Source organism: Oscillatoria sp. CS-180 (genome assembly GCF_028330965.1).
Taxonomy (GTDB): domain Bacteria; phylum Cyanobacteriota; class Cyanobacteriia; order Phormidesmidales; family Phormidesmidaceae; genus Halomicronema.
Genome location: NZ_JAQMUB010000044.1, coordinates 21,151 through 47,952 on the forward strand (window position 1 = coordinate 21,151; position 26,802 = coordinate 47,952).

The following is a 26,802-nucleotide window of genomic DNA, read 5'->3' on the forward strand; positions in this document are numbered from 1 at the left end:
AGAACCAGCTATCTTCACAAGTGTTGCCTCCTACCTGTTTGTGTCTTCTGCCTCCCACCTTCGACCTTTCCTATCACCAGCCACCAAAAGCTCCCTCAAAAGCGCTGACTCGCGGAGATGACCGCAGCCGTAGAGCCAGGACTACTGATGGCCTGACGCGATCGCCAAGGCATGACGTCCTCAGGATGCGACTGCAGGATTGGCGTATCGAGTCGCTGCAAATCCGCTTCAATCCACTCACAGATCAGGTGCAGTACTAGCAGCTGAATCTCTTGAATACGTTGGGGATCAGGGCTGGGAATACAGATAGCCTGATCGACCAAGGGCAGTAAGTCGCCGCCATCCCTGCCAAGCAGCCCGATGCAGGTGACATTTTGAGCTTTGGCAGCGGCGACTGCTTGAATAAGATTTGGCGATCGCCCACTTGTACTGATGACCAGCAACACATCTTCAGGGTGGGCAAAAGTCTGCACCTGACGGGCAAAGATATCGCTGTAGTTCACATCATTCGCCCAAGCCGTCAATAGGGTCGTGTCCGCTGTCAGAGCCATAACAGGCAGCCCAGCTCGATTGGTTGAGCCAAAGCGCCCTACTAGTTCAGCAGCAAAGTGTTGCGATTCGGCAGCACTGCCGCCATTGCCACACACTAATACTTTGCCGCCCTGGTTAAAACATTGGCTGATGCGGCGAGACACTGCCAGGATGTCAGTGCTTAACAGCCGTCGGGACTGTCGCATCGCTAAAATGGCAGCGTCAAAGCGGGCTTCCATCTGAACCAAATCGCTTAGCCTCGCTTCAGCCATGGGGCTAGAATGCCGGCGGTCAGCCAGGAGGGCTTCATAAATGCCAGCTAACGCGCTGGCTACTTTTGTCCAGGTAAACCGCCGAGCGACGTGACGAATGGCCTGCTGACCCAACAGACTTAGCATGGCAGGATGTCGATAAAGAAAAGTGATGCGATCGCACACTGCCTCAGGATCCTTTGGCGATACCAGATAGCCCGTCTCCCCATCCTTAACCGTAAATTTGATGCCGCCTACGTTGCTGCCAATTACGGGGGTGCCGCAGGCCATGGATTCTAGAGGAGTGATGCCAAAAGGCTCATACCAAGGCGTTGTTACAAAAATGTCAGCAGCACTGTAAAAGTATTTCAGGACCTCTCTGCCCCGTTGACCGACAAAAGTCACTTGTTTCCTAATCCCTAGGTCTGTCGCGATCGCTTGTAAGCGGCCAATCTCTGGAGTTTGCTGCGGATCAGGTACAGCTGATTCACCACCAACCACCAGCAGCCTTGTCGGGAGCTGCTGCTGCGCCAACAGCGCCATTGCCCGAATTACGGTCTCTACCCCTTTGCGGGGCACCATGCGCCCCAACTGGAGCACCACTCTTTCTTGAGTAGGCAACCCCAAGGTGGCCCTAGCCTGAGCTTTAGGAATCGACCAGAATTCGTCAGAATCAACCCCACAGGGCACGACATAAATGCGATCAGCAGCTGCCCCATAAAGCTGTATCAGGTCATCTCGATCCTGGGGACATTCGGCAATAATGCCATCGGCCTCCTGCACGACCTGCGTCTCAATCGTAAAGCGATCGTCCGGGAAGCCATCCGCTTGCCCCTGATGCTGTCGGCGCACTTTGCCTAAGGCATGGAACGTCACCACAAAGGGGATGCCCAACTGCTGCTTAATCCGGCTTGCCACCAGCGCTGACATCCAAAAATTAGCGTGAATCAGATGGTAGCCTCCAGACGGCTGTTCCTGCTGCGCAAAGCCCGCCACGAAGCGAGTGAACTCATCCATGTGGGGCAGTAACTGCTCCTTGGCAATCAACCGAGGCGGTCCTGCGGGAACGTGAACAATGCGTACGCCGTTGTGCCAAAGGACAATTTCTGGCCAGTGTTGAGCATCCCGACGCGTGAACACGTCAACCTGATACCCCAATGCTGCGAGCTGCTTTGCTATTTGCCCAACATAGACGTTTTGCCCACCACTATCGGTCCCGCCAAAGGTACCCAGAGGCGATGCGTGTTCACTGATCATGGCAATCCGTTTAGTCATGGCGTTTCAGGTGATTAGAAATAAGGGAAGAGGGTGAGGGGGATGGCAGGTTGGTATCTCAAATCAGGGCTGAACTAGTCCGCTCTTGACCCTGCCGCAAATTCAGTGCAGCAGAGAAAACGGCATTCCAATCCTGCACAAACCGCTGAATGTTGAATCGCGATCGCCCCGCCTGTCGTGAGCCGTGACTCAAGCGATGAGCTAGGTCAGGGTCGGCAATGAGCCGCTGCATGAATGGCACCAGCGCGGCTGGATCGGTACTGATGTAGCCGGCAACATCATTGGCAATAACGGTCGGTAACTCGGTTGTGGCTAATCCTACGATCGGCAGTCCTAGGCACATGGCCTCACAGACAGCCAGGCCCAAACTGGTGTAGCGAATAGGATGAAAGAAAAATCGATAGCGAGCCATCAGCTGGGGTAGTTCCTCATGCGCAACTTCGCCTAGGCCCCCTAAACTTTCAGAGTCGATGCCGACCAGGTCCAGCGGTACTTGCTGACGAATCTGCTGAAAGACATCAGCGCCTAATCGACGACCCCGCGATCGCAGCCCATTGACTACCACAATTCCCCTGGGAATGTCGCCCGAGTAAGGTACCGCCTCTGGCACGGTAACCCCATGCTCAACGACCCGGGTTGGGGTGTTGCCACAGTCCCACATCAGCTGATTAAATGCCGTGACATGGACTAAGAGCACCTGGGGATCGTCCACCCCATGACGAGTATCAGTCGGATGCTGACGCGGCGGATCATGCTCTAGAAACAGACGGGGCAATTGCCGCTGTTCAGCGCTGAGAATGTCATACTGATCCTGCTGATAGTTACGGGCTGACTGAAACAGGATGCAATCAAAGGTCTGATGCCGCACCGCTTCAGCAGGAATGTCATGAACATTACGACCCCAATCAAATCCTGGCAGACGCCCACCGTAGCCCTCGGGTTTACCGGGTTTAGTCGGCAGGTAAAAGTCGTGGGGAGCTTGGGTTAGGTAGTAGAGGTAGCTGCCGTGGACGTGCCAGGTAAGGATTCGGAGCCTTTGCATGATTGGGAGAGGAGAGGTAGGTGGACGGGTAGATAGGGAGGAAAAGTCAGCGGAATTAGGTTTGATGGGCAATCTGCTGCAGAAAGGGTTCTTGAGGTTTGAGGCAGTGGCTGAGGACTTGACCGCCAAACTCATAGGATGAGCCAATGCGGATGGGGATGGCCGCGAGATAGCATAGGTAGCCGAGGGTGTAGGGCGAATACCCTGGCGCAGTTAGGATAATGGCGGCCTCAAACTGATTTCGGCGGAGTTGGTTGACCGCTTCACCCCAGTTGAGCGAAGTGGTGTCTGAGTGACTCAAGAGCCAAGCTGTTTGGTTCGGGTCAATGACTGTGAAGTCAGCCGAAGGGAATATGTGTTGCAATTCTGCAAAATCGGCGTTAAAGGTATCCGATGGGTTGGGCGCAAAGACGACGATCCTTTGTAGAGCTGAACTGAGGTTAGCGAGCATGACAAACCTCCGCGATCGCTCGATGCTGGAACTGAGTTGACAACAGAGATTCAGCCTGAAGTAAAACGGCTTCTGCCGTGGCGGCACCCATCTGGCGACTATCAACAATGCGGTGACATGTGCGATCGCTGGGTGCCCACCGCTGGATGTCAGAGTTGCTAAACACCACCACGCTAGGGACTTTTAAGGCTGATGCAAGATGTGAAATTCCTGTGTCATTACTAATCAGCAGGGCTGAATACTGTAGTAAAACGGCCAGCGTAGATAGAGAGGTCTGACCCGTTAAGTTGATAGGCGATTGAATGCTAGCCCCGATGGCAGCCAAAACTTGGCGAGCCAGGTTTTGCTCGGCGGCTGTGCCAGTTAGGACAACACGATATCCCCGATGAGTCAGCCTGTGCACCACTTGGGCAAACCCAGCAGTTGACCAGCGACGCTCCTCAGAACTTGCCCCTGGATGCACGCAAACATACTGGCCAGGAGTTAAGGAATGCGCCTTTAAAGTCTCTAAGCCCAATTGATATTCAGTTTGACTCAGCGGAAATTCTAGCTCTGTGCCTGGCTCTGGCATCCCTAAGAACGCCATGAACTGCAGCAGCCGGTTCACCTCTGAAGTGTCTTGAGGGTAGGGTAAAAAATAATCAGGATCAGGACAGTATTGTCCTGGCAAGTAGAAGCCTGCCTGCTGTCGCCCCTTTAATAGAGTCAGGAAGCAATTCATGGCGCTACCGTTGCCGTGGAACTGTAGCGTTAAATCGTAGGGATGGCGATGCACTTGGTGCAGAAAGCGGACGATCGCGTCAGGCCCTTGCCAGCCCTCTGGAATACCTGGGAAGCCAGGAAACAGTCGCCAATCATCCAGTAGATGAGCAAACCGCTGCCCAAACCACTCAGTCCCCGATAACCCTAACCAGGTGATGCGAGCAAAGGGAAAAGCAGCCCGTAGCGATCGCAGTGCTGGCACACTACAAAGTAAATCGCCTAGGCCAGGAAGCGATCGCACCACTAAGATGCGAGCATCTGCAGGTATTAGGAGGCGACAGGCCATATTCGCATGCCCTAACTAATCACGATGTGAGTCATCCTAGAAAGACTTAGACCTAACTTCATTGGACATTTGACAGAAAATCTCCACCCTTTTCGCGTCTTGTTTTGTACATTTTGACAGTCTATATTTTTGATGAAATTTGACTGAAATCGTAACCTTTATAGTGCTATAAACAGTCTGTTTATTCTCTGTATATCTCTCCTTAGATAGATGCTTATTTAAACTCTTAAAGTGAAATTTTACAACTAATAGAAATTATTCAAGGCATTTCAACTCTACCTTGAGAGGGGTTTTCCTCATTGCTCATATTCAAGAAGAGAGCGGTAAGTTAGGCTTTTGAACATTGACCGTTTAGAATTTGAATTTAGACGTGCATCCCATTGAACTATTAGAAAGATTCTGTACTCAAGAAATTGCATTAACTTACTGACATCTTTGAGTTTTCTTCCTGTTTGAAAGTTTTGCGTCTTTTTGGCTGTGTCAAAGGTATTTGAGCAAATTGCCCAAATGGTTGCGAGAAAGCTGTCGTCCCTCTTGGATACAGCTGTCTTTATTAGCGATTCAAAACAGACTATCGTTGCGAGTTGGCGCTGCGATATTCCCTGCCCTTTAAATGGAATCAACTCAAATCATCAAGAACGTAATAATCGTTATTTGAAGCTACCGTTCTACATACAGGATCAAGTTGGTGAAGTAATAATTGAGCAAAGATCAGATAGCGAAATACTCCCTCAAAAATATGCTAAAGCTTTTGTCGACCTTATAGTGACTCAGGTAATTGATCCTGCCTTTTCTAGTCAACAAGCCTATAAGAATCGAGTTATCTTTGACCTTTTGCATGGCTATATCAGTGATGAAGCCGTAGCTTTACAACAGGCCGGTTTACTGAGTATCGACCTGACACTGCCCAGAGCTGTCATTCTAATTGAAATAGAGGCATTTCTATCCCAGAACGACGATGCAAAACCCTCTAATCGTGATCAGCAACGGTACTATGGCTCTGTTATCAATAGCATCGTCAAATTTTTTAATCTGCCTGATGACACTATTTGTGCAGATTTGGGTGGAGGGCAATTTGTCGTGCTTAAAGCCAGTGATAGCAAAAGTTTAAGCCCTTGGACTATCCAGACTGGGACAACCTCCGATGTTTTAGGTGCTTCTTGGACTAACCTAGATGCCCTGAAACGAGCCAGCAAAGATTTACTCACGCGATTGCGGCAAGAAACCGAAACGGCTCTCAACATTGGTGTTGGCCGTTATCATCCTGGCATTTTGGGATTGTCCCGCTCTTATCAGGATGCTCAAGTCGCTTTGCGGTTAGGGCGCAGGTTCAATGGGCAAAACGGCGTCTATTGCTTGGATGACTTAGGAATTGCGGCCTTTGCCTGTGTTGCTGATGAGCGTACTAAAGTGGAGCTAGCGCTGCATTTGCTGAGTCCCCTAGACAACGAGCCGGAGTTGATTAATACACTACAGGTCTTTTTCGCCCAAGACTGCGCTCTCTCACCTACAGCTAAACAGCTCTGTATTCATCGCAACACACTGACTTACCGCTTGGAAAAAATCACCTCTCTAACTGGCCTCGATCTCCGTCGTTTTGATGAAGCCGTGCAGGTTCGTTTAGCACTCCTGTTGAAGGGGCTCATTGATTAAAGCAGCGCGGATTTAGGTCTTTGAGAGGTACTGTCGACTTGATTTGCCGCTTGTCCTGCTCCCGAAGCGATGGATAGTGAGACGCCCTGATGGCTGGCTTCATGGGTGTCGTCTTCTCAATGTCGATTATGAGCGCTTCCCTAAGTCTTTGGCAGCCTTCGTTCACATTGCCATGATTGGTCTGATGCTATGCAGACTGGGGTGATCAGTTTTTATCTCTCTGTATTTCTAAATATCCTCTCAACGAGTTCACAGATATTAATGGTTTGAAGTGCGAAAAAGTAACGGCTTCACAGTGGAAATAAATAGCTGTTCTGGCTTAACGAACTGAGGAAATTCTCTAACTCGGCACTTCCTACAGCGGAGTGTAGCCGTTGTTCAGAAACTGATCAAGATTGCATACGGATACGGACATGGTCACCTTTAGTCTGGTTGTCATCCAGATCATTGGTTTTAATGCAACAACTTCCATCGGAGGTTGTGTAGGAGAGCAGATGTATGGCAAGAGCACCCTACCCCATGCCTGATTTGGTCCCACTCACGCGATTACACGTGAGTGACAGTTTGCGTGTCAATGCGGACCGCTGGTCAGTGGCTCATGATTATCATCGCCAGCGGCAAAATCTGCACTATCAGTCTTTGTGGCAACCGGGTATTGTGCATGGCTTGGGCGTCAAGCTGATTGCTCCTCCGGAGGTAGCCCACAGCCAGTTTAAGGAAGCTTACTGGGTTGAGGTGCAGCCGGGGTTGGCGATTGATGGGGAGGGGAACCCCATTGTGGTGGAACCTGAACCGATAGCCAATCGAGTCTATCCGTTGGTGTTTCCAAGGCCTTTGCAATCGGATGGAGTCCTTTATATTGTGGTGCGATACGTTGATCCCAACACCCTAGCGATAGAGCCAGATACTGATCGCAGTCCAGAACGCTTTCGATTTGACCAACGCATTGATGCGCTCGAACCTCAAGACATCGAACTTTGTCGGATTCAACTGCGTCGTGGTGAAGCCAGAATTGAGGAACCTCCCAATCCTCTAGTTCCCCAAGACCATCAGCTCGATTTTCGATATCGACCTCAGGCGCAGGTGCGATCGCGGAGTTGGCTGTCGGTGGGTACAGTGACTCAACTTTCCCAACATACCGTTCGGAGCTTTGAAACGTTAATTCAGGCCATTCCAGGACTGTACGCTCAAATGCAGGTGAGCTTCGACGCAGCACCGTTATCGTTAGCGACCCCAGAACAGTGGGCTGCAACTCATCTGATCTATTGCCAAGCCAGCGCGATCGCTCCAGCGGAGGGTGCTCAGCAGTCTAATCGAATTAGCGCTTTAAGGGAGTACCTCAAGGGGGGGGGAGTCCTTTTGGTAGAGGCCGAACATCGAAGTGTTGAATGGTTGAGCAGCTTAGAGTTTCTCAAACGCGATTTACATTTGCAACCTGTTGCGGCTGACCATTTGCTCCGACGCTGTCCTTTCTTCTTCAATGCCTGGCCGCAGCCCGTAGATCATTCTATTGAGTTGCTGTGGGATGACGGCCTGCTCGTTGTTATCGGCAGTTTGGTTGACCTATGGAGTCACCCTCAGCTCAGTCGCACAGACGTGCGCGAGGCACACGAATGGGGCCTTAACCTTTTGCACTATGCGTGGCAGCATCACCATTTTTACCAGCTTTTGCGTTGAGGACTGTAGGGCTTCGACGTTCGTACTCAATCTATTTTCGGTAACGGTTTACTTGTGAATTATTCATCCAAAGTTCAACCCAAAATAGAGCTGTCTACTCGACAAATTATCTTCAAGCCTGGAGACCAACAGGACTTTGCACGGGAGGATGCAGCGGATTCCAGCGATCGCACCTCAGCGAGTGCAAACCCTGATCTCACCGTTACGGTCACCAACACAACAGAGAACTTTGTCAGCTTTCAGCTTGAACTAGACGTTGAGGGACAGAACCGTCACAGTCAAGCTAATTGGTATGTAGTGGAACCCAATGTGTGTGCTAAAAAGCCGCCGGGCGATCGCACTCAATTCCATGTCCATCTGTTGAGAGCACCCATTCCAGCCTACGACACAACCGTTCCCCTGCGGGTCAAAATCTTCTCTGCAGAACTGGCCTCACTGTCGGCTATTGAAACGGTTTATCTCAAAGTCCTACGACCCACCAAGACGCTGAGAGTCTTTTTTCCATTTCAAGACCTCAGCGTTTATCCCGGAGCTAGACTCAAGATTCCGGTACTGGTGTATAACCTTAATCCCCAACTGAGGGAAATTACCCTGCGCCTGGAAGGGATCAACCCAGAATGGTTTCCAGACGGAATTGAACAAACAACCTGGGTGGATGTTGGTAGTTCGTCGGAGGTGGAATTTTGGTGTGCGCCTCCTGCTGTATCCAGTACAGAGCATCGACTGTATCAGCTCAGCGTGCAGGCGATCGATGCGGATGGCAATAGTGCGAGTACGGGAGGGTACTTCCAGATTTTGCCGTTTGGCCAACTCCGCCATGCCGTGGAAGACGCGGAAAAAGTGATTCCTGACCAAAGTACGGTTCTCAGCGCGGTCAAAGGTCGGGGCGTGGCTTATGACTGGCTGTTAGAGAATGCCAGCAACGTTCCTCAAACCATCTATTTGCAAGCGAATGAAGCTAGCCTTCCCTCTGGCATTCAGACATTTGCGGCACCGCTAACGCTATTACCCGATGCCACCAGTCATATTGCTTTTCAAATGCAGGTGCATCGCCCTTGGTTAGGTTGGACCCGCACTCATTTTGTTGAAGTCTGGCCAACCCTTGAACATCCTGATTCTGAGGAGCCAATTCCTGAAATTACGGTCAATCCAGCCAGTCAACTCCTGACGCTGAAGGTAAGACCCCGGATTCCGCTCATTGTTCAGTTTTTGATTGCCGCAATCAGCGGTCTGACACTGTGGACACTGTGGTTTTTATCGCCTAAACCGCTGCATAGTGCTCCTGTCAACGTCGTCCGCCTGTTAGGGAACGCCAACCTTGTCATTAGCGGTTCCAGCGATCAAACGCTGCGACAGTGGCAAGTTAACCGGGCACCCTGGCAACCCGATGTCCGTCGTCTCACTGCCCAGGGGCTAATTGAGGAACCGGCTCATACCTTTGGCAAAGCTATTCGAGTGGCCGAACTGATGCCCGCTGACTTGAAACAGGTGGCAGTGGGGTTAGAGAATGGTGAAATTCAGCTTTGGGACGTGGACCCGCCACGATATCTAGAAACGCTTTTGGATGGTGGACAGTACGATCGCGTCTTTGATCTTGCGTTCACCAATGATTCTCGCTATCTCTTCAGCGGTCACGGGAGCGGTACTGTTCGAGGCTGGACTCAACGGCAGGGACAGTGGCATCCTGACACAAAACTGTATTGGGGACTCCCCACGGATTTATCGTTTGCGATCGCGAGCATTGCAGTCAGTCCTGATGATGAATTAGTCGCGATCGCAGGCCAATTCAATCGACTCACCTTGTGGGATTGGCAAGTTACCCGACGAACTCAGCAGGCGATCGCCTACGACATTCCTTATGACTACCTGCCCTCTCAAGCGGATACCGATAACACGGTAGAGGAAGCGAGTATTCCACCAGTCACCAGCCACAACAGCTACCTCACTAACATCGATTTTGCCAGCCAAAATCCCCGTCTCATGGCGACAGCTGACAGCTTGGGAATTATCACCGTCTGGGATTTGCAGCAACTACGTCGCTGTATGCCAACTGCCAAAGCCAATCCACGGGCAACTCAAGACCAGCATAGGAATCAGTTAAAGGTTTTGCGAACAGTTGATTGCCCAACTAGCGAAACAATCTTGGCACAGTGGCAGGCGGGACGACAGGGCAGCGTAATTCGAGAAATCGCCTTTGACAAGACGGGATGCTACCTTGCCAGTACCGGGGATGATGGCCGCATTAGCGTCTGGCCACTCACATCAGAGGGCGCCCTCACAGAATCACCTCGTCGCGCCCGCATCGACATTGCCACCTTCCCCAATCAACCCCTCAACAGCGTCGATATCCATCGCACCCAGGCCAACGTTTTGCTTGTCGCCGCCGATACGCCGGGGCATCGCGTACAGCTCTACCGTAAACAAGTATTAGATCATGGTTGTCAGTAACTCGCTACACAATCTACGGCTCGATATTCAAGGCAGCACCCTGGGAGCCAAATCGGGCAGCGACCCGGTTGAGCGCGTCATCACCATTCAGAATCGTGGGCAGGAAATCGCCAACGTTGAACTCTGGCTAAAACCGACAGATGCTCAATCTGAGCCACTGTTGCAGTGGAGCCTGTTTGATAAATCTGACGCAGAGCTGACTCTGGAGCCGGACGAACGTATCGACGTTACCCTGTCGTTTTTGATTCCTTTGCAAGCCGAGCCGGGATTTTACAGCTACGAGATTCGGCTACGATCGCCCCAATATCCCAACGAGGATTTGCGACGTTCTCAACAGCTCCAGGTTTTGCCGTCCGCTCAAGAGGTCCGACTACGCAACGAGCCGAAAATTACTCTAGATCCGGTTACCGATTCTGACCATCCCTATCAGCTACAGGCAGGGGGAACGTTTGCTATTGCGGTGACTGTGGAAAATCCCTCCCGTCGCACTGATCGCTTCTTTCTGACCTGTCCCGATTTGGACGACGATTGGTACAGCGTCATCTATCCAGAAAACACGGCGATCGCGGCTGGAAAACTGTCCTATACGGATGGCCTAGAACTCAATCCCGGAGAGCAGGGAATCATTCGCTGTCAAATTCATCCCCCTCAACATGCCCCGGCAGGTCATTACTTTCCCCTGCTTCGACTTCATTCAAAGGTGCGGACAGAGTTGATGCTGCTCAAAGTGGTGTACTTTGTGCTGGTTGTAAGCGATCGCCTCACTGCTGACCTAACCCCTAAGGTGCAGTCCTTACCCTCTCCGGATCCTGGCTTTCAGCTAGCCTTGACTAATCAGGGCAATATTCAGCGGCAGCTTTGGCTAGAAGCTTGGGATGTTGAACGGCAGCTCCAGTATCGGTTCACCCCGGCTGAAGTTTCCCTAGCACCAGGGGAAGAGAAAGTTGCTGGGCTGACTCTACAGCCGCGACGGTGGTGGCACCGCATTTGGCGACTGCGCGATCGCGATATCGATTTTGAAGTACTCGTTGATAACTTGCTTTCCCAGCCCATTGGTGAAACGGATGATGCCTTGCAGCCCGCTTTGCCAGAACCCGTCACCGGGAAAGTGTTGTACAAGGCTCAGCGACGCTGGCTGTTCCGTTTGCTTGTTCTGATTCTGGGACTCGGGGCTGCCCTGACGCTGCTATGGCTTATCTGGGAATTTTTCATCTGGCGACCCAGCTTGAAACCTAGCATTGTCGAGTTTTCTACCCCTCAAGAAACCTACAAAGAAGAAGGCGAACCCATTACGTTTAGCTGGGAAATTACTAATCCTGAACGGATTACTCGTCTTGTGCTGAGTCCGAAGGACGTTCAAATTAATGGTGTCGATGACGTTGTCTATCGGCTGAACGATTCAGCGATTGAGGGCAATTTTCCGCTCACAGACGACTCCACGACTGAAGGTGCGTCGTCTGACATTGAAATTTTACTACCGCCTGACTTGGACAACGCCAACTGCACCTTGGAAGAGACTAAAGCAGGCTTCTTAAGCCCTTTGCTGAAAGCCTATCGCTGGCTGTTGCGAAAACCCCTGGAAAGGCAGTCTTTAAATTGTCAGGTAGCGCAAGTGGCTGGACTGGCAACAGAGACTAGAACGCTGCTGGAAGAAGGTAAGTATGCATTTGAGTTGGAAGTCTTTTGGGATCGTCAGCTTCGGACTGCGGCGACAACTCAGGGCAGTTCAGAAGAAGCCCGATCGCAGCGACTCAGATTACCTGGCAGAGCCCCAGCGGCTGACCGTTCTGCTTCAGCGGATCGACTGGCGGATCGCGCCGTCTTGCCCGATGTCGTCATTGCCGCCCCAGACCTACCCAAGATCCTTGCCTTCAGTACTGCGGCCACAGATTATCAGGTGGCAGACGGCAACGCCCCTACTGCGGTCAATGAGGCAGACCAACCAACAGCGACAGGGGCTTCAGCAGTGCCAGCGATCGCCCCAGTGCAACTTGATTGGACCATTGCTAATCCTTCAGAAATTCAAGCTATTCAGGTCTTTGGTCTCGCGCCCGATGGGTCAGTCAATGCCCAACCGATTACATTTGAGTTTGTCGAAGGGCAACTGCCGTCGGGCCTCTTGCCCTATTGTTCAAGCGGCACAACAGGACAATTGCAGTGCGAAAACGTGCCTACAACGGCAACCAAGGTCGGAGAATACACCTTCTACCTGCGAGTCATTGCGGGACGTGATGGGACTGTGGAAGCGATCGCTGAACAAGCACCGATGGTTGCAATCAAGCCCCTCGCACCTATCATCAACAGCTTTCAGGTTGATGGCAACAGCGCTCTGGAACAACCCCGCCAGGTGTATTCCCTCAATCCAAATCTTGAAACGTTTAAAGTTTTACTGTCATGGGAGATAGAAAATGCCACGAAAATCGAGTTGTCTCCTGCGCCCGGTGAAATTGAAGGAGACAGCATTGTGTATACGCTTAGCGCATCTCCTGGCGCTGAGACCATTGAACTTCGAGTGACCAACGAGGCTGGAGAGGTAGCAACGCGATCGGTCGTAATTGAAAAAACGGAAGCCTTTATGCCTGAGTTAGCTCTGCCATTTGGTGCGCCTGGAGAAGTACCGCCCCCACCCCCACCTCCTGGTAGCGCTGGTGCTGCTGGCAACCCCCTGCCCCCTGCTTTAGAAGGATTAGAACCCGTAGGAGCCCCTCCACAAGCAGACTAATACCGCTACGCGGAATTCAAAATTCAAAATTCAGAATTCAAAACTCAAGTGGATAAGCTTCTCAATGTTTTGAATGGTGAGCCTATTTCTGCCGTGGTGTACTAGGAAAAGTTATAGCTCTTTTACCTATTTGCTATATGACTCAGATGCTAGAAATCGTCAGGAAATATCAAAACCTCAACCATTTCTCTATTCGCGTTTCTATCCCTGTCTCGGTGCAAATAACCCACCGTTTCTCCCCATGGAAAAAGACAGTAACCCGTTTCCAAATCTAATACTCCTGGATGACTGGCTTTCCTGTAATAGCCTTCACTCGTCTTTTGCCCATATTCAGCTCGACAAACCAATAAATCCAAATCAGGATTTACGGGCAGCACACGTTCTGGAATTTCATCCCCTTCAAAAGTAATCCATCTATTTTTTTCAAGCGGAATAAAGACTTCATATTCATCCCTGATCTCTATTCGCCTCGATTCATTTACGATTTCTTCATTGCTAAATTCGTAGATAGGAATATGACACTCACCAAATATCAATTTTCCTACAAGTAGCTGATTAGTTGAAAGGCTATGGCTACGACATAGATATAGAGGTAAACTCTTAACTCCATCTTCATATTCATAATCAACCAAGAAAATATCTTTAGGATGAATATCAAACTGATTATTCGAGATCCATTTATAACTGCTATCACTAGCTTTAATCAGATCTTTCTTCGAAAAAGATCTATCGTGTTGATGTCTTGAGTCTTCCTCTGAAGAGATTGCTTCGAATTCCTCTTTTGCTGTTTCATCCAGTTGAATATCACGATCATTAGATGAATAAGTATAGGCAGGTATATTCTGCTCCAAATTATCTTGCGGAATGGAATATGAACTTTTTGAAATTGAAGCGTCATCTAAATCTTCTTCAGAATGTGTTTCTAATCCCTCTTTTACTGGTCTATCTAAAGTTCCTTCATTTCCTTCGGATGAAAGAAGTAAAGGGCCTCTAGATAAAATAATGCGCGATCGCTCTATACCAGCTCCTGTTATCAGAAACGCTATTGAAAGTGAAGTAAACATTAGGCGTTGATACAGTTTAGGATTCTTCTGGATGAAAGAAGTCACTAGAATCTTACTCCTAACAATAGGATTTGAGCTAGTATGCGGCATCAAAGCATCAATGCTGCTACCCAAGACTTTCTTTTCGATCCTTGCACACTCTTTGTGGGATAAAGATAGATCAACCTGTCTTTTTTTCAGAATTTCTATAGATGACTCATCTATAAATCCTTCTTCATTATAGATTTCCTCTAAAAAATTCTCATATTTTCTGTGATTTTTTAATTCATTTTTCAGTTTATCTTCTCTGCTCCTCATACTTTTACTGACTTCTGATTCTTCAATTTTTTTTGCAATATTGTCATCTAACCCAATGCCCCAAGCCATTCGATTTAATTTCTTCCTTTGCACATCATTTAATTCGCTTGTTTTACTAATTTCAGAAATAAGGAGCTTTCTATAATCTTCTTTTTTCTTTCGCAGACTATAGAGAGCATCAACACATTTTTCTATTTCTTCTGTAACCGAAAAATAGGCAGCTTCTCTATCTGCATAGCTGCTGATTGGCTTTTGACTTCGAGGTAAAATATTAATATGTGCAATAGGTGTATCGTGCCAAAGACAAGGGCGCAACAACACAGGAATAATTCTGGCTTCTCCATCTCTATGTCTTTCAAGAGAAGCACTCAAATCAAAATCCCAAAACTGAGAGGACGCTAATGAGTCGGAACTTATTAAAAGCAAAATGATATCGGCATATTGGATTGCTGCTTTAGCTTCTTTCTGTATTTCCTTTCCTGGTTCAATCTTATATAAGTGAGAAATTCTAATCTTCTTACGATGTACTAGCGGGAAAAGATAGGTTTCTAACTTTTCAAGATATTCTTTATCATTACTAGTAAAAGAAACAAATACCGATGCAGGAGCAGAATTCGTTGTTAGTTGCATGGGGGAACTACTTTAAATATGGGGGTTAAGCTTGAGAAAGATTCAGCCTCTTTATGCTTGCAAATTATAGTGAGGAGGATTTTGAGAAAAAACCGCAAAAAATTCAGAAAAATTCAGTGTTATACTCAGCTAACTTGTGTTTTTTTTGAAGCACTCAAAGATTAGGACTAATGTATTGACAAAAAATGAATTGAATGTGCCGTCCTGAACAGATCGAACACGATGTATGAGACTGCTTTGGCAATGAAAATTAAGCGGTGTATCCATTGAATCAGCTACTAACTCAACGTTCGATAGTAGCCCGCAGGGTCTTAGACCGCTACGCGGCAGGAGAACGTAACTTTCAAGGGCAGAATTTGAGGGGTGTTGTGCTCAGGGGGCAATGCCTCTGTGATGCTGATTTCAGTCAGGCTGACATTCGAGGCGCTGATTTCTCGAACGCTAATTTAAGCAGAGTCCGGTTTAGGCAAGCCAAAGCAGGCGTGGGACAGCCTTGGCAATGGACTGCTCGGCTGCTCGCGTCCATTTTGGGACTAATGTTTGGTTTTCTGAGCACGCGCCTTGCAGTGCCTCTTGTCAGTTCTGATGGCTCTGAGCTGATATCTGGCATTGCCAGCATAATGGTTCTGGGGCTGCTCTGCTGGACAATTAACCGATTCAGCCTACTCAAAGGCGTAACAATTACATTACTACTAGCCGCCCTAGTCGGGATGACAACAGGCATCCTAGCGGTCATTTTTGACTACGTGAGGTTGGGGATAATCACTTTATACACCGCTGAAACAACGGTTTTGTGCGTCGGTGTTGTGGGTGTCTTTCATCTAGGGCTGCCGATCGCTCAAGCGTTGACGAAACACAGCACTCTCTTGGCTTGTGTGAGTGCGGTGATGGGTGCCATCAGCGTGCCGACGCTGGCATCGGGGCCGTTAGCAGATAATTTGACACCAAAAGGGACTGTTTTCGCGATCATAATCTCCCTTATTGTGGTGCGACTGGGCGCTCGGTTTGCTCAGCAGGTCTTGTCTGGAGAGTCGCGTCATGCCCTAATGCGATCCTTCACAATCGGCGTGGCAGCCGCCTTAGGGACCCGTTTTCGAAATGCCAATTTGACTGAAGTGGATTTTGCTCAAGCTCAGCTATGTTACACCGACCTAGGCGCAGCCTGTCTGGATTATGGGCGCTGGGATGGCGCTTATGGGCTAGCCTTAGCTCGTTGGGGGAACAGTCCAATGGCAGATCCCGTTGTGCAAAGTTTGTTGGTTTGGCGTGATCTCAAAGGTCAGTTCGATTTAAGTCGAGCGAATCTTGCGGGAATGGATCTTTCCTATCTCAATTTACAAGGAGCTAATTTCAAAGGCGCAAACCTCCTCTGCACGAACCTACGAGGTAGCAACCTGAGTCATGCCAATCTGACGCTGGCACAGGGACTAGGGGCTGATTTTAGTCAAGCAACACTGACGGGAGCTTGTATTGAAGGTTGGGCGATCGATAGTCACACCTGCCTGGCCGATGTGACCTGCCAGTTTGTCTATCGCTTAGAGTTTCCTCGAACGGACACTGACGATCGCGAGCGTTATCCCAGCAGTGGTGTCTTTAACCCAGGAGATTTTACGAAGCTGTTCCAGGTTGTCTTGAATACGGTTGAACTGATCTTTCGCAACGGCATTGATCGAGGGGCGATCGCCAAAACCTTAGAACATATCCAAGCAACCGTTGATGACCGAATTAATCTACGCAGCGTAGAAGACACGGGAGACGGCTTATTCAAAATTGCTCTTGGGATCCCGGACGGGATGAACAAGGCTCAACTCCATCATGAATTCAAATCAATCTATCAGGAACACCTTAGGCAAATTGAAAATCGGTATCAGGCTCAGCTGTCCACGGCGCAGCAGCAGATTGAACACTATCAAAAAACAACTTCAGAACTCACTCATATCCTGAGGCAATTAACAAATAGTTCAATGCTTGAGGTAGGACAAGCTGCGACTGATGATAGGCGTGTCATCCTCACCTTTTGGGATGGCAGCCTTGAACAAGGCTATCCGGTGACTGCGGATATTCGTCTAGGAGCACTGGCGGAACCTTTGAAATTTCATGCCAGTCTACCTCCTATCCCGGATTTGGCAGTGCTCTATCAAGAGTGGCAAACGCTTTACCGGCAAGCATTTGGCAACTGCTCACGAATTCAGTTTAAGCATCACCAGGAAATCACGAACGTCTCTCACCAGGAACTCTATCTTTTGGCCGAGCGGTTAGTAGAGACACTTCAATCCTGGCTGCGATCGCCCACTTTTCGGTTGATCTCCGACAAGCTGCGAGAAAAATTTCTCCCTGATCAGGAAATACGAATATTGATCCAAACGGAAGATATCTGGCTAAGACGATTGCCTTGGCATACCTGGCACTTTCTACAGGACTATCCGAAAGTAGAAATTGCGCTAAGTGGCATGACGCTAGAAAACAACAACTATCAGCGGCCAACTCGACGTCGGACTCGTGTCTTAGCCGTTTTAGGTAGCAGTTCAGGCATTGACGTGGGGGTCGATCAGCAGCTTTTAGAGGCTTTGGGCCGTTCCAACATAGACGTTGTTTTTCTCTCAGAACCTAATCGCAAACAGTTTCACGATACGCTTTGGGATCGTCAAGGTTGGGATGTATTTTATTTCTCAGGCCATAGCTACAGCGAGCATGATGGTCATAGTGGCGTGATGCAGCTCAATGCCTTTGAACAACTTTCGATTAAAGATTTACAGTTTGCTCTGTCAGAAGCAGTGGAGCAAGGGTTACAACTCGCGATCCTTAATTCCTGTGATGGTCTCGGCTTAGCCAAAGAGCTTTGCGCCCTGAAAATTCCTCAGATTGTCGTCATGAAGGAAGCCGTACCTGACCAAGTAGCTCAAAGCTTTTTGGAGTACTTATTACAAGCCCTTACTACCCAAAAATCTCTATATTCAGCGATTAGAGAAGCCCGTCAGCAACTGTCGAGTTTGGAGGATCAATATCCCTTTGCAAGCTGGCTTCCTACGCTGTTTCAGACCACAACGGAGGCGATCGCGCCACGGCTCAGTTCAAAATAATTGCGTTCAGCCCTATCCCGGTCTTCCGACTCCCAACCTGTTGCCTTCAGCTCTAGTCCAGCGGTCCTATTCCAAAACCATAAAGCTAAAATCGGCAAGACTTTTCAGCACCTTCACTACAACACCTACAGCTGAAAATGCTGACTTATTGCGCCGTTTTCGGTCGAAATTTGAATAGTGAAACGTTCCCCAAAATAACCCTGAAAGAGAGGCAGCTGAATACAGTTGTCGCGGGGAAAGGTGCGTGAGACGACCTCTTTGGACAGGAAATTCTCCTCTGTTTTTAGAGATAGCCTGATGTTAGGTATCAAGCAGTCTATAAGCGAATAAACCAGGCGAGTTCCGTTGGGATGACTTTCGGCCAGAACGGCTGGATGGAGCTGGACTCTGAGATCGACCCTATCTTGCTGCGGCATGATTGAAACCAGCAGGATGACGTCCCGATAGTCTGAATCCAAATTCAATCCCAGCTGTTTAGCTCTTTGAAACTTTGTTTGAGGGTGGCTGAGGGCTAGTTGCTTAGGTCGCAGTAGTTTTTCAGGAGGCTGCCAATCAAGCTGATAAGCCCCTTCCAGCCACTGTCTCAAATCAACTACGGGTTCCCGATGAGCGAGATAGCGCGGCAATTCTGCCATAGGACGTAATTGTTGCAGAGATACCTGTTCAGAATTGACGTAATCAACAAACCCAAGCAGCGTAGCCATTTGATCACTGTCAAGACGCACCATGACATAACCGATGCGATCGCGCTGACTTTCCAGAGGAATAGTGCAGACTTCATCACCGGGCTGAACCGGGCGACAATCCATGGAGCCGTGACCCACAATCACTAAATCAGCGACATCGTCAGCTAGACGGACAGCTGCGTTCCAGCTGTCTGAGGCTGCCAAGTCTGTCTGTATGTCCAACAAGGCAAGATAATTATTGACAACATAGACCGCTAAGGTGTTCTGATAAACCTGCGCAGCTTTCTGTGAATTGGGTTGCTGATGGGCAAAGTCTTCAGCCTTATGTCTGGCCGATTGAGTGATCCATACGGGTACGTGAGCATCATCTGATAAGGGTTTCAAGGAATTCATGAATACCTTTGCACTCAATCATCGACATTTTCGAGATAACCTTCTGCCCGACCCCACTCTCTTAAAAAAGAATTGCAATAGCGGCTATACCATTGCGCAATATATTTTTTGTCGGCTGAGAACTCTGCAGCGATCGCGTCCCAAGACTGCTCGTTCGGCGGCAAGCGCTTGAGCAAAAGAATTTGAGCATTAATCTTGGGATATCTCATACATTTTCGATTTCGTAATTTTTCGTCCGGATCAGCTTGTACCCAGCGGATCAAATGGGTCCAGATTCTCATGGCCGTATGGGAATCCGCAGGCGAAACGAGCATCTCAGTTGGGTCTATAAATTGACCTTCGTCTGATATGAAAGCAGTCATGTGCCGCTTTTGTTGCCGATGCTTGCGATCACGATAGCGCCGTAACGTTCTCTTCAAGCAATCATCCAACCACGTTGTCAGAGTACATACACCAGGGTCATACCCTTTTTCCGGATCATCAATATATCGAAAGCAGTATTCCCACATTTCCTGTAGAGAATCTGGATAATAGGCGGTTGATTCACGCCAGAGTTTGCCCGAACGCATCACCAAACGCACAATTTCGGCAAACGCCATCTGCCGTTCCTGACTACCGACAGGAGAATGACAAGCTTTTGAAACGAGCACTTTGAGTTGCTGATTCAAATCCTGACTCAGATCACCACCATCCATACCCAACTGAGGCAACTGAGATATAAGACCACATAACCAGGGTTATCCGGCCTTATAAAGGGCAAGTTTGACGACAAAATATCGTCTTTTAATGTGTTTCACGGCGATCGCCCACACTTTTCGCAACGGTGTGAACTTAATATTTCTTTTCATCATGAACTGCGAAAACGAAGGCTGCAAAACGGCAGAAACTCATAAGCCGCATGGGGGAATTTTCGAATTAGCTCTCACCCTTGACCAACCAGTACTTAAAACGTTCAAAACGAGTTTGAAAACGACGTCTTGTTATTAGCCAGGACGACGAATGAGTGAGTCTGGTGCAACGGGTCGTTGGGTGCTCAATATTCCCTCTCAATAGGTCCCTGTAGATCTATCAGTGATCTATCAGTGATCTATCAGTCAGAGAACACACGAAATGCGGTGACGCTCAATCCTCTGCCAATATTGCTTGAAGGAGAAAATGTATGGCTCGACTGGATTATTTCGCTCCTGGAGTTTATGTCGAAGAAGTTTCACGGGGTAGTCGTGCAATTCAGGGGATTAATCTCAGCGTGGCGGGTTTTGTTGGGTTCACCGAAGATATTCGAGGCGATGCCGAACTCTTCGAGCCGATTTTAGTGACCAGTTGGAGCCAATACCTCGAAAACTTTTCCAAGATTGGATCTGATGGTTTTACAGACTTTGGCGCTTACCTGCCGTTTGCCGTCAAAGGCTGGTTTGAAAATGGCGGTGGACGATGTTGGGTTGTCAGCATCGGGACAGAATTGCCCATGCCTGACACGACGCCAACCCACGAATTAGACGACGCCCCCCCAGCCTTAACGCCAGTTAGCACTTCGGGCAACAAGCCGTCTTTGAGGTTTGCTCTAAAACCCGAAAAAGAAGCCGAAGGTCGAGTCCGGGTCTTCATTGAGCCGGATGAGCCCCTGCCGCCGGATAACCCCGATGAGGAACCCTTCAACAGCGGTGAATTCTTCCAAGTTAAGGTAGTGCCCCGCGATGGCGACCCTGAAGTCTTTCGCTATCTCACCATGCAAAACCCTGAAGGTGTGAGCGAAGAAGATCAATCCGCTGGAATTTTTGTGCAAGAGGCCCTGAGCCAGTCTGAGTACGTCAACGTGGAGCTCACGGCCCCTGAAGGAATGCCGCTGGCGCAGCGTCCCGCCAACGGTGTTTATGAAGTCAGACCCCGCCCGATTCCCTACCGGACCAAGCAGTGGTATCGGGAAATGTATGGCTCAACGAAGCGGCGATCGGGCGTCCAAGGCCTGTTCGAAGTAGACGAAGTGGCAATGGTTGCCTGCCCTGACCTGATGCTGGTTTATCAGCGAGGACTCCTCTCCTTACAGCAGGTGCACGGCGTTATGGAGATGATGATCACCAATTGCGAAACGGCGGCTCCTGGACCCGCCTATCGCATGGCGGTGATCGATCCGCCCCCAGTCAAGCCCCGTAAAAGCGATTTGCCCGTTCTTCCTGAGCAGCAAAAACCCCAAGACATCGAAGCATGGCGCATGGATAGCTTCGGTCGCTTTAGTCAATTCGCGGCCCTCTACTATCCCTGGCTGCAAGTACCGGATCCCCGCAGCGCAGGCAAACCGATCGCGGTTCCCCCCTGCGGTCACATGATGGGACTCTGGTGCCGCACGGATGAATCACGAGGGATTCACAAGGCCCCTGCCAATGAAATTCCCAGAGGCGTGGTTGGCCTGGCCTACGATACCAACTTCCGGGAACAAGAATTCTTGAATCCTAAAGGGATCAACTGCGTTCGTAAGTTCCGCAATCGCGGCACGCTGGTTTGGGGTGCTCGGACCCTGGCGCAACTTGACGATACGGATTGGCGCTACGTTAGCGTTCGACGACTGATGTGCTACATCGCCAAGTCAATTGAAGAGGGCACCCAGTGGGCCGTCTTTGAACCCAACGATGAGGACTTGTGGGCACGAGTCACCCGCACGGTCAAAAACTTCTTAGAACGGATTTGGCGGCAGGGTGCTTTGTTTGGCAGCACTCCCGAAGAGGCGTTCTACGTGAAATGCGATGCCGAGTTGAACACACCTGAAACCATGAAGCTAGGACAGCTCTTTGTCGAAATTGGTGTCTGTCCTGTCCGTCCGGCTGAGTTTGTGATTTTCCGCATTAGCCAATGGGATCAGTCTCAGGATGCGGCGTAGGAGATGGCTGAGTGGCTTTTTGGACGTTGAATTGAGATAAGGAGATTACTGAAAACGATGGCTGAGTTGTTGACGGCTTGTCGGTTTTATTTTGAAGCTGATGGCATTGCTGAAAAGTTGGTTCTGGAAGTGGCCGGGCTGTCGGTAGAGTCCCCCGTCGCGGGTGATGGCGGCGTACACGGATCGGGCAAATCGGGTGTCCGCATTCGTCAAGCAACGCCTACGGTGGAGAAATTTTCCAACGTAACGGTAAAGATGGTGGCGACTACAGATAAGGATCTGTATCTCTGGTACAAGGACTGTAATACGAATGATGGCGGGTCGTCTCAGTGGACGGGCAACCGGAAAGCGGCTTCTGTGAGTGCCTATGATCAGGCGGGCGGAATGCAGGCTCGTTGGGAACTGGTCAATGCCTATCCTTGCAAGTATGAGGGACCAAGCTTCACGGCGGGGGATAGCAATATGGCGAATGAAACGCTGGAGTTGGTGCACGAAGGCATTGAGCGAGTTCAGTAAGCGATGGCTACCGAGGACTTTTCTGAGCTGCTTTTAGCCAGTCGATTTTATTTGAAGCTGGAGCTGCAAATTGGTGGCGGTAGCGAAACGGTGGACGCGGTATTCCTGGAATGTCGGCGGTTTCAACGATCGCAAAAAGCCATCTCCATCGTGGAAGTGACGGCGAACCAATGGGCTAAGGCCAAGTATGGGCAGCTTTTGACGACCCACGTTCCAGGACATGTTGCTACGGAGAATCTCATGTTGAAGCGGGGGCTCACCAATTCCATGACGTTGTGGAATTGGTTTAACCAGGTGGAACTTGGTCAGTGGAAAGATCACGAAGCTGAGGGAGCTTTGAGCATTTTTGATCAGGCTGGTGGTGAGCAAGCCCGCTATGACTTTCAAGGAGCTTGGCCTATGCGATACACGATGTCCGAAGTGAACGCGAAGAGCACCGAGGTTGCGATCGAGGAGTTGGAGCTAGCCGTCTCGTCGTTGACGCGATCGCAGTGAGGTGACGGAGAAATGCTCATTGGGGATTGACAATTTTGGATGGATTAACACAAATAACCCACTTTTCAAGCCTCTACATCAGTGAGGACTCAATCAGTAAGGACTACGAAGTGAAACCAAGGGGGATAGGAGAGGTGTATCCGTATGTTTCAGACAGAGTTTGACTTCACACTACCCAAGGGTTATCTCGATGGCGAGGGCAATCTCCATCGCCAGGGCGTGATGCGCCTAGCAAAAGCGATGGATGAAATTGTGCCGCTGAAAGATCCGCGCGTGAAGAGCAACCCTGCCTATGCCACGGTGTTGATTCTGTCGCGAGTAGTTGTGCGTTTAGGGGCTTTGGAATCAGTCAGTCCGCGCGTGATCGAAAACCTGTATGCCGTAGACCTGAACCATCTTTATGATCTCTATCGTCACATCAATGACCTCGATCCCCTCCCACCAGAAAACGGACAATCTGTAGCTCAGCCGAGTGGCTCAACGATGCCCCCTGAGCAAGGAGGTGCGCCATGAGACTGCCGGACTTTGTAAATCGCATTCGCCGCAAATTCAGCGAAGTTGGCAACTTTGTTAGGAATCCTGAGCAGGTGATTTATCGCCACGGACGTAAAGTTGCTCTGGAAAAATATGAACAAATGCCTCTTCCGGGAAAAGGGGCAAAGCAGCAGGGGGCAGAGGAGGCTGTCAAACAAAAGGGAACCGTTCAGGAACGATTATCGCAGGCGATCGCCCGTCCTAAGCGAGCAAAGACCGCGATCGCAACCGCTTCACACGCTCCAACTCCAATCACTGCCACGGCGATCGCGCCCTCTCCTGAAGCACCGACCTGGGTCGATCCAGACTTTGCGGTTCTGCAACCGGGTGATGTATTAACCCGGGGATGGGTGGGTCGATACACCGTGGGTGAATGTCTGCAAGAGCGAGGTTGGATGCGGCTTTATGAAGGCATTCAGGACAACGGGCAGGACGCAGTCTGGATTTATGAATATCGTTTGAGCGATTCTGTTTTTCGGTCGAGAGATATTCAAGCACGTCGCACCGCATTCAAGCAAATTATCGACCTCAACTCTCGATTGGGCGATGGGTCTGACTTTCGCATTCTGAAACTGCGGGATGTGATTACGGCGGTGCAGCAGCCCTGCTACCTAATCACCAAAGCATTGCCCGGCAGCCAGGGCTTGACTGAATATTTAGAAAATCGCCATCAGCCGTTTTCGCCCAGTCAGGTGCGGGAGTTCCTGCGGCAGGTGCTTCAGTCATTGCAGTATTTGCAGGCTTACCAAGTTCACTGGCCGGACGGTTCTTCACAAACCGGCTTGCCCCACGGACGCCTGACCCCAGAAAGTCTATGGATACGGTTTTCTGAGGCGAAGCTGCCGACTCAAGGAGACTCCTTTTTTGTTTATCTCTCTCGCCTAGCGTTGTGGGAGCATTTGTTTTACGCAGGGGAGTTGCCGATTCAAGACATCGCTAAAACAACTCAAGCATTGGGCGCGATCGCAGACGACTTCAATGCATTGGGAAGGATGGCGTTCCTATTACTGACCGATAATGCTCAAGCTAATCCAGCAGATTTGCAGGCATGGCCCGATGACCCCCAGGCGCGATCGCTCTATCCCTTTATTTGTCGCTTGCTAGGGGTCGGACCTGAAGAACCGTTCAAAAGTCCGGACACGGCGATCACAGCGCTCAGGGCTTTGCCACCAACTTTTGTTACCCCCATTGAAACAACTCCCTCAGAAGACACGCCGGTAGAAACTTCTGTTGACGAGTCGAGACGCTGGCTGTGGTGGCTCATGGGCCTCATTTTATTGGGAGCAGGGTTCTCAATGGTGTGGCAATTACTGCGAGGGAGAGCACCATTGGAACTGGTTGGCCCCGTCTGTGAAGAAGCCGATGGCTGCATTCTCAGTCTTGGTCGCTTTGGTGAATCCACGAGCCTGACCTATGGATTTGAACCGGGTAGTTACTGGAAAGAAAGCTTTTCCAGGTCGCTGAGGAGTCCTGTTGAAAGTCCAAACCGCTCCGTCATGCTGGAGGAGAGCCTTGAAAGACGAGCCGATGTCCCGTCTGCAACTTTGATACGGACGAATGTTGCCCTGCGCGATCGCCAAGATTTGCTCACTCAAATTCAACGGGGGCAGTTGCAGGCCGGTTTTGTGCGGGGAGGGCAAGCGCTGCCTCCGGGCCTTGCTGAAACGACCGTCGCCTATGACGGCATTGCTGTTTTCGTGATTTATAGCGATGCCCAGCGCGATCGCACTCTTCCCAAACTCGTGAATGGGCAAATCTCGCTGACGGAACTGCGGCGGTTGTTCACTCAGCAGCAGCAGACTCTCGGTCAGGAGGACACGCCGGTCCAGCTTTACGTCCCACAGGGCTATCTCAAATCTAACGAAGCGGCAGAGACGATCGCCCTTTTCCGCGAACTCGTTTTTGACACTCCTGAAGACAAAGCTCAGTTCGATGCGGTGCAGCGCCAAGTTTTAACTGAAGTCACCGCCTTGGATACTCGACCTGATAGCATCTATGCCCATATGCTCAACGATTTTGAGACTCAGGCAAATACAGACCAGCCCATTATGGGAGTCGGTTTTGATCGCATCAGCCGCATGAATGGACAATGCTCCGTCTATCCGCTCGCGATCGCGCATCAAGGAAAAACCTATCCCGTTCTGGTGGGCAACAACGGACCAACCGATTGGGAAACGGACCTGTGCGCTGATAGAGGAGCGTACTGGGTGAACTCAGATAGTTTTCAGCCGCCGAATGGCAACGTCAACCACCGCTATCCCTTGGCCTATCCGATGGCGGTGGCTCATCCCGAAAGGTGCTTAGACGTTGGTGCTGATCCAGAATGCCAGCCTCCCGGTCAAGCATTGGTCGATCAGCTCTTAAGTGTAGAGGGTCAATATTTACTGAGTGAAGTAGGGCTGGTGCCTATTGAACCTATCGGGCGGATTCGTCGTTTTTTATGGAGGGGAAATGATGTCATCCAATAATCCGCCAGAACAGGCTGCACTGATTCAACTCGCCAGTGAAGTGCTGGATTCGCCCACGCTATTGCGCCAGCTGAGCGATCGCGTCTATGGCCTCTTGTTGACTGAATTGCACTATCAGCGCGATCGCTCTGGTTCCCTTCGTCGGAGGCTGCCATGACTCAAGGTCCCCAGTTCAACTACGTCACTGCCAATCGGTTTTATGTCGAAATCGATAGCGAAATTGCCGCTTCATTCAGCGAATGTGCAGGACTTGGAATTACTTTACAGGTGCAGCCTTTGGTGGAAGGGGGCGTCAACGACCAGCAGCGGTTTTTGCTAGATGCCCCTAAATTCTCAAACGTCACGCTGAAGCGGGGCGTCACTGACAGTCTAGATTTTTGGAACTGGTTGCAAAAGATTCTTGACAATGAAACGAATCAGCGCCGCAATGTCAGCATTTTGCTCTTCAGCCAGGCGGGAGAGACTATGCAGTGCTGGACCCTGATCGGCGCTGTGCCCATCGGGTGGAAGGCTGACGCCCTACAGGCCCGATCAGAAGCCGTGGCGCTGGAGGAACTGACGCTTGCCTATGAAGGGTTGAAGATCGAAGGCAATAATTCCGGCAGCGGATTTGCCCAACAATCTCAAGGGCGGGATACAAGCTCCGGCTACTTTGCAGGGAAATCGTGA

At 50.1% G+C, this 26,802-nt stretch carries 19 protein-coding genes; 12 read left to right on the plus strand and 7 right to left on the minus strand.

The features are described 5' to 3' along the window. Positions 1-95 precede the first annotated feature (95 nt). Genes PN498_RS10915 through PN498_RS10930 form a run of 4 tightly spaced genes read right to left on the minus strand, consistent with a single transcriptional unit; the run spans position 96 to position 4,598 of the window. A complete protein-coding gene (locus PN498_RS10915) occupies positions 96-2,057 on the minus strand; it encodes a glycosyltransferase (protein WP_272062789.1) in 1,962 nt (653 codons plus the stop codon). 58 nt (positions 2,058-2,115) lie between these two features. Further along, complete coding sequence (locus PN498_RS10920) at positions 2,116-3,099, minus strand: glycosyltransferase (protein ID WP_272062790.1); 984 nt, start codon at positions 3,097-3,099, stop codon at positions 2,116-2,118. Between the two features lie 55 nt (positions 3,100-3,154). Beyond that, on the minus strand, positions 3,155-3,550 hold the full coding sequence (locus tag PN498_RS10925) for a hypothetical protein (protein WP_272062791.1): 396 nt from the start codon (positions 3,548-3,550) through the stop codon (positions 3,155-3,157). Further along, on the minus strand, positions 3,540-4,598 hold the full coding sequence (locus PN498_RS10930; protein ID WP_272062792.1) for a glycosyltransferase family 9 protein: 1,059 nt from the start codon (positions 4,596-4,598) through the stop codon (positions 3,540-3,542). The genes PN498_RS10925 and PN498_RS10930 overlap by 11 nt, the downstream gene beginning before the upstream one ends. Positions 4,599-5,363: 765 nt before the next feature. Between PN498_RS10930 and PN498_RS10935 the strand changes: the two genes are divergently transcribed. The 4 genes from PN498_RS10935 to PN498_RS10950 all read left to right on the plus strand — a co-directional run bounded on the left by PN498_RS10935 (position 5,364) and on the right by PN498_RS10950 (position 13,098). Continuing rightward, positions 5,364-6,251, plus strand: coding sequence for a PucR family transcriptional regulator (locus PN498_RS10935; RefSeq protein WP_272062793.1), 888 nt, complete (start codon positions 5,364-5,366; stop codon positions 6,249-6,251). A gap of 498 nt (positions 6,252-6,749) precedes the next feature. Beyond that, positions 6,750-7,928, plus strand: a complete 1,179-nt coding sequence (locus PN498_RS10940) for a hypothetical protein (protein WP_272062794.1) — start codon at positions 6,750-6,752, stop codon at positions 7,926-7,928. Between the two features lie 54 nt (positions 7,929-7,982). Further along, complete coding sequence (locus PN498_RS10945) at positions 7,983-10,376, plus strand: WD40 repeat domain-containing protein (RefSeq protein ID WP_272062795.1); 2,394 nt, start codon at positions 7,983-7,985, stop codon at positions 10,374-10,376. Further along, positions 10,363-13,098, plus strand: coding sequence for a COG1470 family protein (locus tag PN498_RS10950; RefSeq protein WP_272062796.1), 2,736 nt, complete (start codon positions 10,363-10,365; stop codon positions 13,096-13,098). Before PN498_RS10945 ends, PN498_RS10950 begins: the two co-directional genes overlap by 14 nt. A 149-nt stretch (positions 13,099-13,247) precedes the next feature. Here PN498_RS10950 and PN498_RS10955 read toward each other — a convergent pair whose 3' ends face one another. After that, entirely contained in the window at positions 13,248-15,089 is a 1,842-nt protein-coding gene (locus PN498_RS10955; RefSeq protein ID WP_272062797.1) for a toll/interleukin-1 receptor domain-containing protein, read from the minus strand. A gap of 257 nt (positions 15,090-15,346) precedes the next feature. On the opposite strand from PN498_RS10955, the gene PN498_RS10960 reads away from it, so the two are divergent. Next, positions 15,347-18,169 (plus strand): pentapeptide repeat-containing protein, encoded by a 2,823-nt coding sequence (locus PN498_RS10960; RefSeq protein ID WP_272062798.1) that lies wholly within the window; start codon positions 15,347-15,349, stop codon positions 18,167-18,169. 125 nt (positions 18,170-18,294) lie between these two features. Here the strand turns inward: PN498_RS10960 and PN498_RS10965 are convergent, their stop codons facing one another. Together PN498_RS10965 and PN498_RS10970 are read right to left on the minus strand one after the other, a co-directional pair. Next, positions 18,295-19,248, minus strand: coding sequence for a DUF1822 family protein (locus tag PN498_RS10965; protein ID WP_272062799.1), 954 nt, complete (start codon positions 19,246-19,248; stop codon positions 18,295-18,297). 14 nt (positions 19,249-19,262) lie between these two features. Continuing rightward, positions 19,263-19,958: a sigma-70 family RNA polymerase sigma factor gene (locus PN498_RS10970; protein WP_272062800.1), complete on the minus strand. Its 696-nt coding sequence runs from the start codon at positions 19,956-19,958 to the stop codon at positions 19,263-19,265. A gap of 449 nt (positions 19,959-20,407) precedes the next feature. Between PN498_RS10970 and PN498_RS10975 the strand changes: the two genes are divergently transcribed. From PN498_RS10975 to PN498_RS11005, 7 genes are all read left to right on the plus strand, one after another. Beyond that, positions 20,408-22,120, plus strand: a complete 1,713-nt coding sequence (locus PN498_RS10975; RefSeq protein WP_272062801.1) for a phage tail sheath family protein — start codon at positions 20,408-20,410, stop codon at positions 22,118-22,120. A gap of 57 nt (positions 22,121-22,177) precedes the next feature. After that, positions 22,178-22,636 (plus strand): phage tail protein, encoded by a 459-nt coding sequence (locus PN498_RS10980; RefSeq protein WP_272062802.1) that lies wholly within the window; start codon positions 22,178-22,180, stop codon positions 22,634-22,636. Positions 22,637-22,639: 3 nt separating this feature from the next. Then, positions 22,640-23,131 carry a phage tail protein gene (locus PN498_RS10985; RefSeq protein WP_272062803.1) on the plus strand — a complete coding sequence of 164 codons (492 nt, stop codon included), beginning with the start codon at positions 22,640-22,642 and terminating at the stop codon, positions 23,129-23,131. A gap of 144 nt (positions 23,132-23,275) precedes the next feature. Beyond that, the gene (locus PN498_RS10990; RefSeq protein WP_272062804.1) at positions 23,276-23,644 is read left to right on the plus strand and encodes a hypothetical protein; all 369 of its coding nucleotides are present in this window, start codon (positions 23,276-23,278) and stop codon (positions 23,642-23,644) included. After that, positions 23,641-26,133: a hypothetical protein gene (locus PN498_RS10995; protein WP_272062805.1), complete on the plus strand. Its 2,493-nt coding sequence runs from the start codon at positions 23,641-23,643 to the stop codon at positions 26,131-26,133. Before PN498_RS10990 ends, PN498_RS10995 begins: the two co-directional genes overlap by 4 nt. Continuing rightward, on the plus strand, positions 26,117-26,290 hold the full coding sequence (locus tag PN498_RS11000) for a hypothetical protein (protein ID WP_272062806.1): 174 nt from the start codon (positions 26,117-26,119) through the stop codon (positions 26,288-26,290). Before PN498_RS10995 ends, PN498_RS11000 begins: the two co-directional genes overlap by 17 nt. Further along, the gene (locus PN498_RS11005; RefSeq protein ID WP_272062807.1) at positions 26,287-26,802 is read left to right on the plus strand and encodes a phage tail protein; all 516 of its coding nucleotides are present in this window, start codon (positions 26,287-26,289) and stop codon (positions 26,800-26,802) included. The genes PN498_RS11000 and PN498_RS11005 overlap by 4 nt, the downstream gene beginning before the upstream one ends.

Bases quoted from the DNA above. Each gene is read 5' to 3' on its own strand.
- PN498_RS10915 (WP_272062789.1), bottom strand. From the start codon at position 2,057: ATGACTAAACGGATTGCCATGATCAGTGAACACGCATCGCCTCTGGGT.
- PN498_RS10920 (WP_272062790.1), bottom strand. From the start codon at position 3,099: ATGCAAAGGCTCCGAATCCTTACCTGGCACGTCCACGGCAGCTACCTC.
- PN498_RS10925 (WP_272062791.1), bottom strand. From the start codon at position 3,550: ATGCTCGCTAACCTCAGTTCAGCTCTACAAAGGATCGTCGTCTTTGCG.
- PN498_RS10930 (WP_272062792.1), bottom strand. From the start codon at position 4,598: ATGGCCTGTCGCCTCCTAATACCTGCAGATGCTCGCATCTTAGTGGTG.
- PN498_RS10940 (WP_272062794.1), top strand. From the start codon at position 6,750: ATGGCAAGAGCACCCTACCCCATGCCTGATTTGGTCCCACTCACGCGA.
- PN498_RS10950 (WP_272062796.1), top strand. From the start codon at position 10,363: ATGGTTGTCAGTAACTCGCTACACAATCTACGGCTCGATATTCAAGGC.
- PN498_RS10955 (WP_272062797.1), bottom strand. From the start codon at position 15,089: ATGCAACTAACAACGAATTCTGCTCCTGCATCGGTATTTGTTTCTTTT.
- PN498_RS10965 (WP_272062799.1), bottom strand. From the start codon at position 19,248: ATGAATTCCTTGAAACCCTTATCAGATGATGCTCACGTACCCGTATGG.
- PN498_RS10975 (WP_272062801.1), top strand. From the start codon at position 20,408: ATGGCTCGACTGGATTATTTCGCTCCTGGAGTTTATGTCGAAGAAGTT.
- PN498_RS10980 (WP_272062802.1), top strand. From the start codon at position 22,178: ATGGCTGAGTTGTTGACGGCTTGTCGGTTTTATTTTGAAGCTGATGGC.
- PN498_RS10985 (WP_272062803.1), top strand. From the start codon at position 22,640: ATGGCTACCGAGGACTTTTCTGAGCTGCTTTTAGCCAGTCGATTTTAT.
- PN498_RS10990 (WP_272062804.1), top strand. From the start codon at position 23,276: ATGTTTCAGACAGAGTTTGACTTCACACTACCCAAGGGTTATCTCGAT.
- PN498_RS10995 (WP_272062805.1), top strand. From the start codon at position 23,641: ATGAGACTGCCGGACTTTGTAAATCGCATTCGCCGCAAATTCAGCGAA.
- PN498_RS11000 (WP_272062806.1), top strand. From the start codon at position 26,117: ATGATGTCATCCAATAATCCGCCAGAACAGGCTGCACTGATTCAACTC.
- PN498_RS11005 (WP_272062807.1), top strand. From the start codon at position 26,287: ATGACTCAAGGTCCCCAGTTCAACTACGTCACTGCCAATCGGTTTTAT.